This is a genomic window from Pseudoalteromonas sp. SG43-8 (genome assembly GCF_014164245.1).
Lineage (GTDB): Bacteria > Pseudomonadota > Gammaproteobacteria > Enterobacterales > Alteromonadaceae > Pseudoalteromonas > Pseudoalteromonas distincta.
Genome location: NZ_JACJEX010000006.1, coordinates 118,746 through 134,636 on the forward strand (window position 1 = coordinate 118,746; position 15,891 = coordinate 134,636).

The 15,891-nt window shown below is 39.7% G+C and carries 14 protein-coding genes and 5 tRNA genes; 3 read left to right on the top strand and 16 right to left on the bottom strand.

Annotated features, from left to right (window positions below; all coding sequences use genetic code 11):
• Nucleotides 1–111: 111 nt before the first annotated feature.
• From H5122_RS12930 to xerD, 11 genes are all read right to left on the bottom strand, one after another.
• Nucleotides 112–188, bottom strand: a tRNA-Arg gene (locus H5122_RS12930).
• 115 nt (nucleotides 189–303) lie between these two features.
• Nucleotides 304–380: transfer RNA gene (locus tag H5122_RS12935), tRNA-Arg, on the bottom strand.
• A gap of 78 nt (nucleotides 381–458) precedes the next feature.
• Nucleotides 459–535 (bottom strand) — tRNA-Arg (locus H5122_RS12940).
• A 45-nt stretch (nucleotides 536–580) separates the two neighbouring features.
• A tRNA-Arg gene (locus H5122_RS12945) sits at nucleotides 581–657 on the bottom strand.
• Nucleotides 658–694: 37 nt separating this feature from the next.
• Nucleotides 695–787 (bottom strand) — tRNA-Ser (locus H5122_RS12950).
• Nucleotides 788–915: 128 nt separating this feature from the next.
• Nucleotides 916–1,098 carry a hypothetical protein gene (locus H5122_RS12955; protein WP_010553261.1) on the bottom strand — a complete coding sequence of 61 codons (183 nt, stop codon included), beginning with the start codon at nucleotides 1,096–1,098 and terminating at the stop codon, nucleotides 916–918.
• Between the two features lie 322 nt (nucleotides 1,099–1,420).
• A complete protein-coding gene (lysS, locus tag H5122_RS12960; RefSeq protein ID WP_002961420.1) occupies nucleotides 1,421–2,956 on the bottom strand; it encodes a lysine--tRNA ligase in 1,536 nt (511 codons plus the stop codon).
• Nucleotides 2,957–2,982: 26 nt separating this feature from the next.
• Nucleotides 2,983–4,081, bottom strand: a protein-coding gene (gene prfB, locus H5122_RS12965) for a peptide chain release factor 2 (RefSeq protein ID WP_100218355.1) whose coding sequence is annotated in 2 segments (ribosomal slippage) — nucleotides 2,983–4,005 and nucleotides 4,007–4,081 — 1,098 coding nt in all. Because the reading frame shifts where the segments join, the coding sequence is not laid out codon by codon here.
• Between the two features lie 144 nt (nucleotides 4,082–4,225).
• Nucleotides 4,226–5,947: a single-stranded-DNA-specific exonuclease RecJ gene (gene recJ, locus H5122_RS12970; protein WP_182682365.1), complete on the bottom strand. Its 1,722-nt coding sequence runs from the start codon at nucleotides 5,945–5,947 to the stop codon at nucleotides 4,226–4,228.
• 78 nt (nucleotides 5,948–6,025) lie between these two features.
• Nucleotides 6,026–6,754: a bifunctional protein-disulfide isomerase/oxidoreductase DsbC gene (dsbC, locus tag H5122_RS12975; protein WP_002961417.1), complete on the bottom strand. Its 729-nt coding sequence runs from the start codon at nucleotides 6,752–6,754 to the stop codon at nucleotides 6,026–6,028.
• A gap of 63 nt (nucleotides 6,755–6,817) precedes the next feature.
• The gene (gene xerD / locus H5122_RS12980) at nucleotides 6,818–7,744 is read right to left on the bottom strand and encodes a site-specific tyrosine recombinase XerD (RefSeq protein WP_002961416.1); all 927 of its coding nucleotides are present in this window, start codon (nucleotides 7,742–7,744) and stop codon (nucleotides 6,818–6,820) included.
• A gap of 94 nt (nucleotides 7,745–7,838) precedes the next feature.
• Between xerD and fldB the strand changes: the two genes are divergently transcribed.
• A complete protein-coding gene (gene fldB, locus H5122_RS12985; RefSeq protein ID WP_007583764.1) occupies nucleotides 7,839–8,360 on the top strand; it encodes a flavodoxin FldB in 522 nt (173 codons plus the stop codon).
• A gap of 344 nt (nucleotides 8,361–8,704) precedes the next feature.
• Here fldB and H5122_RS12990 read toward each other — a convergent pair whose 3' ends face one another.
• The 4 genes from H5122_RS12990 to H5122_RS13005 all read right to left on the bottom strand — a co-directional run bounded on the left by H5122_RS12990 (nucleotide 8,705) and on the right by H5122_RS13005 (nucleotide 12,389).
• Nucleotides 8,705–9,172 carry a YHS domain-containing (seleno)protein gene (locus H5122_RS12990; protein ID WP_182682364.1) on the bottom strand — a complete coding sequence of 156 codons (468 nt, stop codon included), beginning with the start codon at nucleotides 9,170–9,172 and terminating at the stop codon, nucleotides 8,705–8,707.
• A gap of 137 nt (nucleotides 9,173–9,309) precedes the next feature.
• A complete protein-coding gene (locus tag H5122_RS12995) occupies nucleotides 9,310–9,756 on the bottom strand; it encodes a DUF2147 domain-containing protein (RefSeq protein ID WP_182682363.1) in 447 nt (148 codons plus the stop codon).
• Nucleotides 9,757–9,920: 164 nt separating this feature from the next.
• A complete protein-coding gene (locus H5122_RS13000) occupies nucleotides 9,921–11,630 on the bottom strand; it encodes a DUF4153 domain-containing protein (protein WP_182682362.1) in 1,710 nt (569 codons plus the stop codon).
• Nucleotides 11,631–11,690: 60 nt separating this feature from the next.
• A complete protein-coding gene (locus H5122_RS13005; RefSeq protein ID WP_182682361.1) occupies nucleotides 11,691–12,389 on the bottom strand; it encodes a tRNA1(Val) (adenine(37)-N6)-methyltransferase in 699 nt (232 codons plus the stop codon).
• Between the two features lie 75 nt (nucleotides 12,390–12,464).
• Here H5122_RS13005 and srmB point away from each other — a divergent pair, with 75 nt between their 5' ends.
• Together srmB and H5122_RS13015 are read left to right on the top strand one after the other, a co-directional pair.
• Nucleotides 12,465–13,691, top strand: coding sequence for an ATP-dependent RNA helicase SrmB (srmB, locus tag H5122_RS13010; protein ID WP_002961405.1), 1,227 nt, complete (start codon nucleotides 12,465–12,467; stop codon nucleotides 13,689–13,691).
• Between the two features lie 273 nt (nucleotides 13,692–13,964).
• Complete coding sequence (locus H5122_RS13015) at nucleotides 13,965–14,285, top strand: BON domain-containing protein (RefSeq protein WP_002961403.1); 321 nt, start codon at nucleotides 13,965–13,967, stop codon at nucleotides 14,283–14,285.
• Between the two features lie 575 nt (nucleotides 14,286–14,860).
• On the opposite strand, the gene H5122_RS13020 is transcribed toward H5122_RS13015, so the two are convergent.
• A complete protein-coding gene (locus H5122_RS13020) occupies nucleotides 14,861–15,817 on the bottom strand; it encodes a mechanosensitive ion channel family protein (protein ID WP_182682360.1) in 957 nt (318 codons plus the stop codon).
• Between the last annotated feature and the right edge of the window lie 74 nt (nucleotides 15,818–15,891).

The following is a 15,891-nucleotide window of genomic DNA, read 5'->3' on the forward strand; positions in this document are numbered from 1 at the left end:
TGTAAGAGTGAACCTCCGACTGCTTGGTTCTCAATTCACCTAAACCTACACTTCACTTCACTTTATTTTAGGCACAAAAAAACCGACTTAATGTCGGCTTGTTTATGAAAGTGGTGGGCGCAGGAGGATTCGAACCTCCGACCGCTCGGTTCGTAGCCGAGTACTCTATCCAGCTGAGCTATGCACCCACTTTCATAGATTGCTTATTTAAACTCTAAGCAGAGCGTATTAATTCAGGCATAAAAAAACCGATTTCCATCGGCTTATTTTTCTTACACTTAAAAGTGTATGAAAACATGAAAGTGGTGGGCGCAGGAGGATTCGAACCTCCGACCGCTCGGTTCGTAGCCGAGTACTCTATCCAGCTGAGCTATGCACCCACTTTCATTTTTACTATTACTTGTTTTTACTCTAAGTGAGAGTTTTACTTATTTATACTCTAAGTAGAGTTTATAAAGTGGTGGGCGCAGGAGGATTCGAACCTCCGACCGCTCGGTTCGTAGCCGAGTACTCTATCCAGCTGAGCTATGCACCCACTTTATAGTTTGCTTATTTAGACTCTAAGCGAGTTATTAAAGTATGGTGGGCGCAGGAGGATTCGAACCTCCGACCGCTCGGTTCGTAGCCGAGTACTCTATCCAGCTGAGCTATGCACCCATACTTTAAAATTTACAAAACACGCCATTAAAAGAAATGGTGGAGAGGGAGGGATTCGAACCCTCGATAGAGCTACAAACTCTATACTCCCTTAGCAGGGGAGCTCCTTCGGCCACTCGGACACCTCTCCGTCTTGTGGGGCGTATAATAAAGATTTCAGAAAATATGTCAAACACTTTTCTACCAAAAACGACTATATGGTTATAGATTGCACATATGCTTGGTTTAAAAGTGTAATTAGTTTGAAATTTAAGCGGGTTACGTATTTTTATTTGAAGGATTAACACCTAGCACGGGAACTAAGTCATCAGTTAACTGAGCCAAATACTGTTCTTGGTAACCTAATTGTTGAAATTCAGCGATACAAGCACGGTAGTAAGCGTTTCGTTCTTGCTCTGATGTGCATTCTTCTGATAAATCATCTACTCGTTTGTCTTTCATACTATTATTCTAAGTCCTTTAAGAATCTATATTTAACTGCTAAATACCAGCAGTGTAAATTTCGTGCGTATTTTAGCTAAAACCTTTGTACAAACACAACATATGTTTAAAAAACAATCATACTAAAAAGTTATAGCACTGTTAGTTTTAATATTAAAAACTTCCAATAACAATAAGTTAGTGAAGCTGAATTGTACATTAATCAGCACTAATAATTACCTTTAATTTTTAGTGTAGTACTTATTAATTAAAACACTAATTATAAGTAAAAAAAACGCCGCTATTAAGCGGCGTTTATTAACTTACTTTGTTTTACTAAAGCTTAGTCAGCTTGTGGACGCATATGTGGGAACAAAATAACGTCTTTAATTGTTGATGAATCAGTAAACAACATAACTAAACGGTCAATACCAATACCTTCACCAGCCGTTGGCGGTAAACCATACTCTAGTGCGCGTATGTAGTCTTCGTCGTAGTGCATTGCTTCATCATCGCCTGCGTCTTTCTCTTCAACTTGACGAGTAAAGCGCTCAGCTTGGTCCTGTGCATCATTAAGCTCAGAGAAACCATTTGCAAGTTCACGGCCGCCAACAAAAAACTCAAAACGGTCGGTAACAAATGGGTTTTCGTCGTTACGGCGTGCAAGTGGTGATACTTCCCACGGGTAACCAGTAATAAACGTAGGTTGAATAAGCATGTGCTCTGCTGTTTCTTCAAATATTTCACAAAGAAACTTACCTGGACCCCAAACACAGTTTTCAGGAATTTTAACGTGCACTTGTTTAGCGTACGCTTTTAACTCTTCAAAGTGGTTTTCTGGGTCGTTAAATACCGCAGCATCAAACTCAGGGTTATATTTTAAGATAGCATCCGCCATACTTAAACGTGTAAACGGTTGGCCAAAGTCGTATTCAACTGAATCGATAACTTCGCCGTTTTCGTCCTTAGTTGTATTAACTACAATTGCACTACCTAGTACGTTTTCTGCAACAGTACGTAGCATATCTTCGGTAATGTTCATCAGGTCGATGTAATCAGCGTATGCTTGGTAAAATTCAATCATTGTAAATTCTGGGTTGTGACGTGTAGATAACCCTTCGTTACGGAAGTTACGGTTAATTTCAAATACACGATCAAAACCACCTACCACTAAGCGCTTTAAGTAAAGCTCTGGCGCAATACGTAAGTACATGTCGATATCAAGCGCGTTATGGTGAGTTACAAACGGACGCGCAGATGCACCGCCAGGTATAACCTGTAGCATAGGTGTTTCTACTTCCATAAAGTCACGGTCTGCTAAAAAGCGACGAATACCTTCAACTACTTGTGAGCGAATGCGGAATGTTTCGCGCGTTGCTTCGTTAGTAATTAAGTCAACATAACGTTGTCGGTACTTTGTTTCTTGATCTGATAAGCCATGGAATTTTTCAGGTAACGGGCGAAGTGACTTAGTTAGTAATTGATACTCAGTCATTTCTACGTATAAATCGCCTTTACCCGATTTATTTAACGCGCCTTTAACACCTATAATATCGCCAGTGTCTAGCTGACCATATTTTTCTTTAAGGTCTTTTTGAACATCTTTAGATGCATACGCTTGTACGCGACCTTTCATGTCTTGAATTACAAAAAACGGTCCACGCTTTGCTAAAATACGTCCAGCAATAGACACAACTTCTTGTAGTTCAACTAATTCTTCTTTGCTCTTATCACCAAACTGGGCTTGCAAATCAGCCGTGTAATGCTCACGACGGAATTGGTTTGGATGACCGTTGGCTGGGCAATTTTCGCGTATCGCGTCTAACTTGCCGCGACGCTCAGCGATTAACTTGTTTTCGTCTTGGATTTTATCAGTCATTTTTTAGCTCTTTATTAGCTTGGTGGTTATAGGCCAGATTTAAGGCTGGCTTCAATAAATTTATCTAAGTTACCGTCAAGTACCGATTGGGTATTGCGGTTTTCAACGCCTGTACGTAAATCTTTAATACGTGCGTCATCAAGTACGTATGAACGTATTTGGCTACCCCAACCTATATCAGATTTAGCGTCTTCTTGCGTTTGTTTTTCAGCATTTTGCTGCTGTAGCTCAAGCTCAAATAATTTAGCTTTTAACTGCTTCATCGCTTGGGCTTTATTTTTATGCTGTGAACGCTCGTTTTGACACTGCACTACGGTATTTGTTGGTACGTGAGTAATACGAACCGCCGATTCGGTGGTGTTAACGTGCTGACCACCCGCGCCTGATGCACGGTAAACGTCTATACGTAGGTCTGACGGATTAATATCAATTTCAATATTATCGTCAATCTCTGGGTATACAAACGCAGAAGCAAATGAGGTATGACGACGACCACTTGAGTCAAACGGGCTTTTACGCACTAAACGGTGAACGCCTGTTTCTGTACGTAACCAACCGTAAGCGTATTCGCCAACAAAGCGAACTGTTGCGCCTTTAATACCGGCAACATCACCGTCGGTTGCTTCAACTAGCTCAACTTTAAAGCCTTTAGCCTCGCCCCAACGTAAATACATACGAAGTAAAATGTTACACCAGTCTTGTGCTTCAGTGCCGCCAGAACCCGATTGTAAATCAAGGTACGCATCGTTTGAGTCATGAGGACCTGAAAACATACGACGAAACTCTAAACCTTCTAACTGCTCGTTTAGATCGCTAAGCTCGCTTTGTGCTTCATCAAAGGTATCTTGATCTTCGGCTTCTACAGCAAGTTCAAGTAGACCTTCAACGTCGTCAGTACCGGCTACAAGGTTGTCGATTGTTTCAACAACAGCCTCTAATGCTGATTTTTCACGGCCAAGCGCTTGTGCGCGTTCAGGCTCATTCCATACGGCTGAATCTTCAAGTTCGGCGTTAACTTCTTCTAGGCGTTCTTGTTTAAGAGCGTAGTCAAAGGTACCCCCGAAGCAATTCAGTACGTTCGCGAATTTCCTTGATTTGGTTAATCACAGGATTCACTTCAAACATGTACATCACTCCAAAATGGCTAGGTAATTGCGCCCCTTTACATGGGATTTTCGCAACAAATTATCGTCAAATGATAAAAACGCCCGATTTTAACAAAAAACCGCGCGCTTTATTAGCCTTTTATGCATGATTTGTGCATATTTTTTAGTGCACTTTTTCAAGCTCTCTAACTATTAATTGCAGCGTAAATTTACCTCTAAACTCATTTATATCGAGTTGGTAGGCTACTTTTACAAACTTCGCTTCTGTGTCGGGCCATTCTTTTACATCAATACCAAAGGCAATGGCGTCAACTAATCGCCCTGATTGATGCTTTAATACAAGTTTTAAGTGCTTTTCGCCGACTATGCGCTGCTGTATTACTTCAAATGTGTGCTCAAACACCGGCTCAGGAAATTGCTGCCCCCACGGGCCCGATTGCTTTAATAGCTGAGCAAACTCCATCGTAAAGCAGTCGTTTGGCAGCTCACCGTCGGTAAATACAATACAGCGCTTACTTTCTTCACTCAGTTGCGCACTCACTGCAGCATCAAATGCCTTTTTAAAGTCGTTAAAGTGTTGCTCATTAATACTTAAACCAGCGGCCATTGCGTGGCCACCAAATTTATTAATTAAGTGTGGCTCAGCAGTATTAAGCCCTTCGAGTAAGTCGCGCATGTGCAACCCTTCTATAGAGCGGCACGAACCTTTTATTTCACCATTTTCGCCACCAGCAAATATAACGGTTGGTCGGTGGTACTTTTCTTTTAAGCGACCAGCCAAAATACCAATAACACCTTGGTGCCAATCGTCTTGAAACAAGCAGATTGCATCAGGGACGTTATCGTCGCTAAATGCGAGTCTATCAAGCACGGCTTGCGCCTCGGCTTGCATGCCTTGTTCTATTTCGCGCCTTGCAAAGTTTAAGCTATCGAGCTCGCTGGCAATACTACGTGCTTGGTTTATATCGGTGCTAAGTAAGCATGCTATACCCAAACTCATGTCGTCTAATCGCCCTGCTGCATTTAAACGCGGGGCAAGTGAAAAGCCAAAGTCGCTTGCGCTTAAGCGCGCAGCATTGCGGTTAGCCACCTCAATAAGCGCGGTAATGCCTGGGCGTGTTTTACCACTGCGAATACGTGCTAAACCTTGATGTACTAAGGTACGATTATTTGCATCAAGTGCGACCACGTCAGCAACCGTACCAAGCGCTACAATGTCGAGCAAGTTAGCTAAATTAGGCGGCGGTTGCTGTTCAAAATAACCAAGGTCTCGCATTACGCTTCTCAGCGCGATTAATAAGTAAAAAGCAACGCCAACGCCTGCTATAGATTTAGACGGGAAGTTACATTCGTGCCTATTTGGATTTACTATTGCATCGGCATTTGGCAGCTGATCACCTTGTAAGTGATGATCTGTTACCAGCACTTTAATACCAACCGCTTTTAAAATATCAATACCAGCAATACACGATATGCCGTTATCTACGGTGATCACTAAATCAGGCTTTATTTGTACTATTTGCTCTGCAAGCGCGGGGCTTAAGCCATAACCTAAACTAAACCGGTCAGGAATTAAGTAATCTAAATGCTTAAAGCCAAACATCTCAAGGCCCTGCATTAATGTTGCAGTGCTTGTTGCACCATCAGCATCAAAATCACCGACTATTAATATTTGGCTTTGCGCCTTTAATGCTTCAATTAGTAAATCGCTGGCTTTGTCGATATCTTTAAACAATTTAAAGTCGTGAAGCGTAGCTACGCTGTTATTTAGCTCGTCGGCATTAAATACATTGCGGTTAGCATAAATTTGTTTAATTACAGGGTGTAAATTACTCGGTAGATGCGAGTCGTCAACGTTTTCACGCGCAATGATTAGTTTTTTCATGCAGAGTTTTAACTTATTGGGTCGTATTAAAAAGACAAAAAAAGGCCATTAAGGCCTTTTTATTAGCTATAAAACGTATTACGACGCTTTGTTAGCATCTAATGCTGCTTTTAGTGCTGCTGCTGGCTGATAACCTGGGATCATCGTACCATCTTCTAAAATAATGGCAGGTGTGCCGCTAATACCAAAGCTTTGACCAAGCTGATAATGCTCTGCAACCGGTGCGCTACAGCCTGCAACTACTTTAGTGCTTGTACCCGACTTAGCTTCTGTTAGTGCTTCTTGCTGATCGCGTGCACACCATACGTTCATTAAATCGGCGTAGCCTGAACCTTGTAAGCCACCACGTGGAAACGCAAGGTACTTAACGGTAATACCCGCATCAAGTAAATCGTCTAACTCGCGATGTAATTTACGACAGTAACCACAGCTAATGTCGGTAAATACGGTAATACTGTGTTTTTCGTTTGGTGCTTTGTACACAATCATCGAATCTTCGTATTCTTTAATGCCCTCAACACGCACGCCGTTTAATGCTTGCTCTGTTAAGTTGTTACGATTATTTAAATCGATTAACGTACCTTGCATTAAAAATTGACCATCTGGACTTGCGTAAAGCACGCCTTTATTAGTAATCAATTCTTTTAAACCCGCTACTGGGCTTGGGTTAATTTGCTTTACAGTTACACCAAGCTCGGCAAATTTAGTAATAATAGGATCATTAGCATCTGGTGTTACAGCAACGCCATTTGCAAATGCACTAATACTTGTGCACAACATGGCACCTGCTAACATTAATTTTTTCATAACTTCTCTCTATCCTAAAAATACTTAATATATTGACCGGCTTAATAATATTTACTTTCAAACTTACGCTCGCGGATGATGCTCTGCGTGTACCGACTTTAACCGTTCATTGGCAACATGGGTATAAATTTGCGTCGTTGATAAATCGCTATGGCCCAACATCATTTGTACCACACGTAAATCTGCCCCATGATTTAATAAGTGCGTAGCAAAAGCATGGCGCATGGTGTGGGGCGATAATGGAGACTCAACTGATGCCAAAATAGCATAGTGTTTAATTCTATGCCAAAAGGTTTGTCGCGTCATGCCTACTCCGCGCTTAGATGGGAACACAAAATCGGTGGCGTGTTTTATCATTTGTGCACGCCCACCCTTTAAAAATTGCTCCAGCCAATACATGGCTTCTTCACCCAATGGCACTAAGCGCTCTTTGTTACCCTTGCCTTTTACAAACACCACCGCTTGGCGCAAATTAATTTGCTCCATACGAAGCCCAACAAGCTCACTTACACGCAACCCCGTTGCATAAAGTAGCTCTAGCATGGCTTTGTCGCGCAGCCCCATCGCTTCTTCTGTGTTGGGCGCATTTAACAATGCCTCAACTTCAGCTTCTGAGAGTGTTTTAGGTAACGACTGCCCTGCTTTTGGTTGAGCAATGTTTAGCATGGGCGAATCACTAATTATTTTTTCGCGTACAAAGTACTGATAAAAACGCTTTAGCGCACTAATGCTACGAGCTGTACTGCGTGGTTTTAAACCTAAATCAACTCGATGCGCTAAGTAGCTTTCTATGTCTAGCCCCGTTACCGTCATTAAATTTTCGCCCTTTAAAAATAGGCAAAACTTATCTAAATCACTGCGATAAGCACTTAATGTGTTTTCGCTTACGCCTTGTTCTAAGTACAGGCTATCTAAAAAGGTTTCTAGGTAGTCGCTATTACTGCTCATACTGCTGTTATTTTCAAAAGAATCGTCAGATAGCGTTGTCACATTATGCTCTCATGCTTTGCTAAGGTATCAATTAAAAATACCTTACGGTAAACTTGAGCCTATCATATCAGGCAATTACACAGTGATAAATACGATGCAAATTGGTTTATTTTTTGGTTCTACTACGTGCTACACCGAAATGGCAGCAGAAAAGATTCGCGACATTATTGGTGCCGATATAGTTACCCTGCACAATATTAAAGACGAGCCACTAAAAAATGCAGAGCAGTACGACTTTATCATCTTTGGTATTTCAACATGGGATTTTGGTGAAATACAAGAAGACTGGGAGTCAAAGTGGGACGACATAGCCGACGTAAACCTAAACGGTAAAACCATTGCTTTATTTGGCATGGGCGATCAACAAGGTTACGGGCAGTGGTTTCAAGATGCGCTAGGCATGCTACACGACGAAATAAATACGCAAACATTTACTCAACTTGGTTTTTGGCCAAACGACAGTAGTTACGAGTTTGAAGCTTCAAAAGCATTAACGCCTGATGGTAAACAGTTTGTAGGACTTGCGCTCGACGAAGACAGTCAATACGAACTAAGCGACGACCGCATTGCAACATGGGTTGAACAGGTAATGACTGAATACGGCGAAACGCTTTAATTAATAAGCTAATAAATAAAAAGCAAAAAGCCCGCAACTAGTTTAGTTGCGGGCTTTTTAACTAGGGTCTGTTGATCTTTTAAGGTTAAATTTGCAGCAGTCTGTTTGGTATTTAGGCAAGGCAGAGCCTATGCAGTGTGGTTATTCCCCATAAATGGGCGATAACGTAGCATTAATGCCAAACAGGCGCTGCCCAAAGGGTTCTTCCTAGGGGCTACTTACTCTTTGTTGCTCGGTTTTTACTTAGCCCACTAGGTTGCAAATCTCGCGCCGCGATTAAATAGCCCCTAGTTTGAACAAATTTTAATCCGAAAAGTTCAACAGACCCTAATAATATGAGTAATTTATTGAAACGTCATCACATTGGTCGTTTGTGGGTAGTACCCATCTGCCATAACAATGTACGGTAGTAAATTACTTAACCATTTTTGTTGTACGCTTTGGCTGTAATTTAAGTAAAGCTTACCTTCGTGAATATAAAATGCTTCTGGGTCTATCCCTACAGCATTCCCCTCATCAGCCATTGCATAAGCGCACCAGCCACCGTATTGCGGAGCATAACGCTTTGGGTTTTCTGCAAATGCCGTTTTGTTTTCTTCACTCGAAAAATGCCAGTCGGCACCTAAATAACTAAACGTATGTTTGTCATTGCCTTTAATGGCTTTATTTTGGGTAAAATAAGCAACACTGTCGTACCCTTTAATAGCCGTGTTATTAAACCAACCCGTGTTTACAGCATCATCCTTTGCGTTTGCCGCACCGCTTATTAACAGTGTGCTAAGCATTATTAAAGCAACTATGTACTTAATCATATTTTACCCTTTTATTTACTCAAAGTTTTATGCCAATTAAATATGGCAGGCTTAGTGAGTAAGAAAGGCAAAGCGCAAAAATGATTTCAGTTAATGCTTAATTATTTAACGTTTAGTAATTAAGTAAGTAGTAAAACTTACTCTACTCTTAGCCAATATTGGTTTCGGTAAAAAAAGCCAATGTAACCGCGCACTTCGAGCTTTTTACCTTCATCTTGCGGGGTTAATTGTAAGGTGTAGGTTTTACCATTTGTTGGGTCGAGTATTTCTCCGTCTCCCCAGGTGCCATCATCTTGTGCTTTTACATCAGTGATTATAGTCATTCCTAAAATAGGCTGATCTTTTAGCTCATCATCACACTTGCTGCATATATCGTTTTGTTTTGCAGGGTCTAGAATAGTTTCAACTTTACCGCTTAAAGTACCATTGGTTTGGCTAATACGTACATACGACTTAGCTTGGTTTGTATCCTCATCAATTGTTTTCCAAAGGCCTACTGGCGTAATAGCAGCAAACACACCTTGGCTTGCAAAAATGGTGGCTGTTAACGTGCTAAGTAATGCTAATTTATTTAACTTTTTCATTGTGTTGTCTTTTAAATTAAGTGGCCAATGGCTAAATCATATCAGGTGATTTATAAACACACTATTAAAGCGCTGTACATAAAATAAAAAACTAAAAGAAAAAACCTAAACTAATAATCATTAGTTTAGGTTTAAGGGGCAGTAGCATAAAAAAAAGTTACGCATTACCTCACTTTAAAAACAACATCCCCTATTTTTAGATTTGAATATTCAGGCTCAACTAAAGATAATTCGTTATTATCAATCATACTTTTAAGGTATCTAATCTCTTCAGGATTTTCGACATTCATATACCTTGAGCGCCACTTACCCATGTCGAATAACCAGAAATATGCGGATATATTTTCATTACTTTCGTCAATCACTATAAAATCGAGTGCATCATCTTTGTTTAAATCCATGCCAATGAAATAGTAAGTATGTTCTTTTAAAGAGTTACGATCGTAAAAATGTTGTTCAGAAAATACTGCCTCTATTAAACCTTGAGGTATTAGCGCTTGTGATGGCCAAAATACACTGCGCTCAATAAAATCATCGACTGTGTGTTCAAGCGTTAAAGCAAACTCATTATTTACATACATCCTATCGATGATAGCGTATTGCTCTGGGTGACTCGTTTCAATTTTCTGTTTTAATAACTGCATAGCTAAATAACCTTGGCGACCTAAGCTGTGCTCAAAATAGTAATAGTCAAACTTTTCTATTGTTACTTTATCTGCATTTAAACGCGCTATTTGGCTGTTTGTAGATAAGCTTTGAAAATTTAATAAAGGGGAGTTAACAGCAAGCATACTAACGAGCACCACCCACCCCATCACAATATTTATTTTGCTAAGCGGCTCTAGCCAATTGTCTCGCTTTGTTATAATTCCAACAAGATAACTAAACGAAAAACACGCCAATAAAAACCAAATTAAAATGCCCCAACAACGATCTACTGTTAGCCCATGCTGCTCTACCCGTAAGTAAATTCCATAGGCAGAAATAACACTATAAACTGGAAGTAACGCAACGCTTATAAAAACGAGTCGGTGCAAGAGCATGTGATAAGGGCGAACTGATGAGTCATCTTTATAAACAGTGTTAACAAAAAACAACGTGAGCACCTGCAGCCACATTACTAATAAACTGCCACTTCCGGTCTCCCATAATTTATTGAGTCCGGTAAAAGGAAGTGTTGCTAAAAAACCGAGAGAAATAACTGATAAAACAGGCAATAAAAACTTAATTAAAGTTTGTAGTAAAAAAGCGATATTATCTTCAATGTTCAAAAGCTTTCTAAATATGACACTCGCAAAGGCAAATGCGAGCGTTAAGGTTGGGATCCAAAACCATTCATTTCTTAGTAGCTCAGAGAAAAATTCTATATCTAAAATATCAAATAAAGCCGCACCTAAATTTAGAATTCCCCAAAAAATAAGTACAAACAGCCAGCATTCTCCAAATATTATAAAATTACGCCAAGAGAGCTTAAATAAACGACTGTAATTAACATTTTCTGAGCTACCAAATTGTTGTATGTACATAAGGCCTTTAAAGCCAGCTATTAAACTAGTAAAAATAAAAACTGACATTAAAGTGTTATTACTTACGTACTCTTGAGGCTCTTGCTGAAAGCCAACATACGCCCCCAATAAAGATAACAACAAGGAAAAAGGAAGGATTAAAAGCAACGACGTTTTTATATTATTTTTATTAACGGTCATTAGCATTAATAAAGGAAAGCTCATAGAAAATGTAATAAGTGAGACTAACCATGTAGGGCTTGTTGCTGGCCACACATTATTTTCTATACTGCTATACAAAAGGGTAAGAGCAATAGCCTGTAATACGGCAAGTATAATTATAAAAGATTTTGGTAACTGACTATCCATATCTGTTCTCAACAATGGTTTTAGTCAGTTTGCGTTATTCGTTCCTATTTTACAATTGCTTCACATTTTCAAATAAAATGCTTTGCATAGGGCTATATAATCAGCAGTGTAGGTATTATCTAAGTTTCTAATACACAGGATTGATGATTCTATATCGCTTTTTACGTAGCTAAATGTCATTAAACTGCGGCTAATATCTTTGTTGGGCGTGGCTTTTACTTGGCAATGAGTATTTAAATAAAGCCCATTTTGAGTAGCAAGCTCAATAAATAATGCGCCTTCAACGCTTGGGAGTATTAAGCTAAAGCGGGAACCACTATGGCTTAAATGTTTAAACGCATTAATTAACTCTTCAAAACTTAGGCCGTCGGTATGGCGTGCGGTATTACGCGCAACATTATCGCCTTTTAAACTGTGATTAAAATACGGTGGATTAGAGATAACCACGTCAAATTTAAGTTCACTACTAAAGCGTTGAATAGTTTGGTGCGTAATACTTATAGTTGGCCACGGGCTATTAGCTACATTTTGTAATGCTTGGGTATAGGCGCTTTCGTCAATTTCTACCGCAGTTATATCAAGCTCATTACTGCGCTGCTTACACATTAATGCTAGTAAGCCGGTGCCTGTGCCTATATCAAGTAATGACTTTGCATCGCTTAAATTAGCCCATGCGCCAAGCAAAATGCCATCGGTAGAAACTTTCATTGCACAGTGGTCGTGTTCAACTTTAAATTGTTTAAATACAAAACCAGACATTTTTTCACCTTTTCATTCACCAAGCGCAGCATAGCGCGTATAATCAGGGTAATTGTCCCTTATTTTAGACACTCTATGCAATTTTCTGAATTTGATCTTGATAACAAGCTACTCGATGCCATTAATAAAATGGGCTACGAGACGCCAACCAGCATTCAACAACAAGCTATTCCTGAAGCACTACAGGGGCGCGATATTTTAGCATCTGCGCCTACTGGTACAGGTAAAACAGCGGCATTTTTAATTCCGGCTATTCAGTACTTACTGGATTTCCCACGTCGTGACCCTGGTTTTGCGCGCGTCCTCGTTATGACCCCGACTCGTGAATTGGCTTATCAAATTCATGAACAATGTGAACTGCTAGCTAAACGCACACACCTAAAAATTGGTGTAGTAACAGGCGGTATTAACTACGGCACGCATAAAGAAATTTTCGAAAAAAATAACGATATTTTAATCGCCACACCAGGTCGATTAATGGAATACCTAGAAACCGAAAACTTTCATGCTGAACACGTAGAAATGCTTATTATCGATGAAGCAGATCGCATGTTAGACATGGGTTTCAAAAAAGAAATGAGCCGTATTTGTGACGAAGCTAAAAATCGTCGCCAATGTTTTTTATTCTCAGCAACACTCGAAGGTGACAGCGTAGAAAGGTTTGCTGAAAAAACATTAAACGACCCTGCACTGCTTGAAGCTGAATCGTCACGTAAAGAAAAAGCTAAAATTCACCAGTGGGTACATTTAGCCGATGACTATCATCACAAACTAGAGCTTTTAGTAAATACCTTAAATGGTCCAGACGTGACTAAAGCAATTGTGTTTGTTAAAACCCGTGAGCGTTTAGAAACACTGATTGGCGAGCTAACCAATAATGGCGTTAAAGCAGCTTGGTTACGCGGCGAAATGCCACAAGACAAACGTATGAAAGCCATGGAAAACTTCCACAGTGGCAAAACACGTATCTTAATTGCTACCGACGTAGCTGCACGTGGTATTGACGTATCTGACATTAGCCACGTTATTAACTTTGATATGCCGCGCACTGCCGACGTATACGTACACCGTATTGGTCGTACTGGCCGTGCTGGTAAAAAAGGGATTGCAATATCATTAGTTGAAGCACACGACATTGGTATTTTGTATAAAGTAGAGCGCTACGTTGAACAAAAACTAAAACGCCGTGTAATTAAAGGTGTTGAGCCACAGCACAAAGAAGCTAAGCCACCGGCTAAAAAGCGTAAAGATCCAGTAAAAATGAAAGCCAAGAAAAAGGCCAAGGTTAAAAAGAAAAAGTAACCTAACATATTTTTATTCTAAGCCGACTTTTGTCGGCTTTTTTAATGCAAGCCTTACAGGCTCTGGTGTTTGTACCTGTTACATATGTAACCCAAGCATGTAACTCATACTCATTTAAATGTAATTTTTGCCCACCTTAATTCCCACTTAATAAAATTACCTTATATTTCATAGCGTTAATATTGGCACCGAAATTGTAACTACAAAGATAACCTAGCCGATGGAATTTCCATTTTGTGGCTGCACTATTCACCGTAATGTAAGGATTAAGTTATGAACCGCTTCAAGTTAACTATCGCTTTAGTATCATTTTGTTGTTTATTTTTATTAGCTTGCGCTACAAAGGTAAGTGCAGCAACCAACATGGCCGTAGTAAGCAGTGTAGCCACTCAACCTAACCTACAACAAACTATCACCAACACCCTACGAACTAACCCTAACCTGGCGTTAAGTGATATTCGTGTGCAGGTAAAAAATGGTGAAGTAGATTTATACGGTGAAGCACAAACTGGTTTTCAGCGCGCACTAGCTCAAAAGTTTTTAGAAAATATAGATGGGGTTAAAATCATTCGTAACAAAATTAGCGTTATTTAATACGCACCACAAAACCTATTTGTATAACTAATTCATAAGCGCGGCTTGTTACTCCAACACAAGCTGCGCTTTTTTATATTCTTTTTAAGGCAAGTTTTACAGCTGTGAAAAAGATAAAATAAAGCCTAAGCAATACGATTATTTCTCACCCTAAAGCGATAGCTCACACTTATACTTTAGAAGATAGATTTAGAATTGATGCTAGCGTGTTTGTCTTTGCTCTTTTAACCCTTAAGTTAACCCAATTGATACTGAAAAAGCTTACACACATTCTTTAGCCGACCTAACTGGCTTAAAAAGGATGATTTATTTAGTTATTGAAATAGATGAGAGCGTTATTTCAGAGTGTGCGGCAAGGCAGTAAAAAAATCGTTGGGTAAACACTACTTTTACTTGTTAATACTCCCATGGCCAAACGCAACTAATCAGAATTGATATTCAATAAACACAAAACTAGGTATTTAAACTTTTAGCTAATAATCCGTTTATACAAAAAGCGCATTTTTACTCTGTAAAAATGCGCTGTTGGTAAGTAACTATTTCCCAATGCTTTTGCCTAATGAGTTTTAACTAAATTACTCACTTTGGCTAGAGTCAGCACCGTCGCTACTGTCTTTATTGGATGACTGCTGGCTTATTTTATCGCTTATCATGGCATCAAGTTTTTCACCCCCTTTAATGCCAAAGTCGAGCGTACGAATTGGGAAAGGAATACTAATATCAGCTTCGTCTAATGCTTGCTTAACGGCAACAACACCTTTGTGGCGTACCGTCATAAAGTCAGGCTCGCCTGGGTATTTAATCCAAAACCACACCAGTAAGTTAATACTGCTGTCGCCAAAACCTTCGGCGTATACGGCGGTTTCGTCTTTGCGTATTACAAAGTCAAATTCGTTAATTTTATCGACTATAACGTCTTTTGCTTTTTCTATGTCGTCACCGTACGAAATGCCCACTGGCACTTCTATGCGCCTAACACCTAAAGTGGTGTAATTTTTGAGTATATTTCTAAATAAGACTTTGTTTGGCACCAGTATTAATTGCCCGTAAAAGCTCTCTATTAGTGTGTTACGTAGGTTTATAGAATGTATTGAACCAAACACATCATCGGTTTCTATTACGTCACCTGTTTTAAATGGCTTACGTACACCCATTGCTATACCTGCAATTAGGTTTTCGGTCATGTCTTGAAACGCAAAACCAATGGCTAAACCCACAATACCCGCACCAGCAAGTAGCGAAGTAACAGTGCCTTTTAAGCCAACAAAATCGAGCGCTATAAATAAACCTATGCACAACACAATAACTTTAAATATTGACGCCATTAAGTCGGCAATTTGCGTTGAATCGAGAGAGCGGCGTAACAAGTTTTTCATCAGCTTGCCAGCAAAGCGCGCCAATATTGAAAATACTATGGCAATTACAATTGCCACTATAAAATTAGGGATATGGCTGATAACAACATCAAACCACCCTCCGAGCTTTTCCTCTATTAGTTTTTCGGCTTCGCCAACTGACGGAATACTGATCATTTTGTTTGCACCTATTTAATTAATAATCTCATTAATATTAGATATAGTTGCAAATATAACGCCAGTATCAAAAA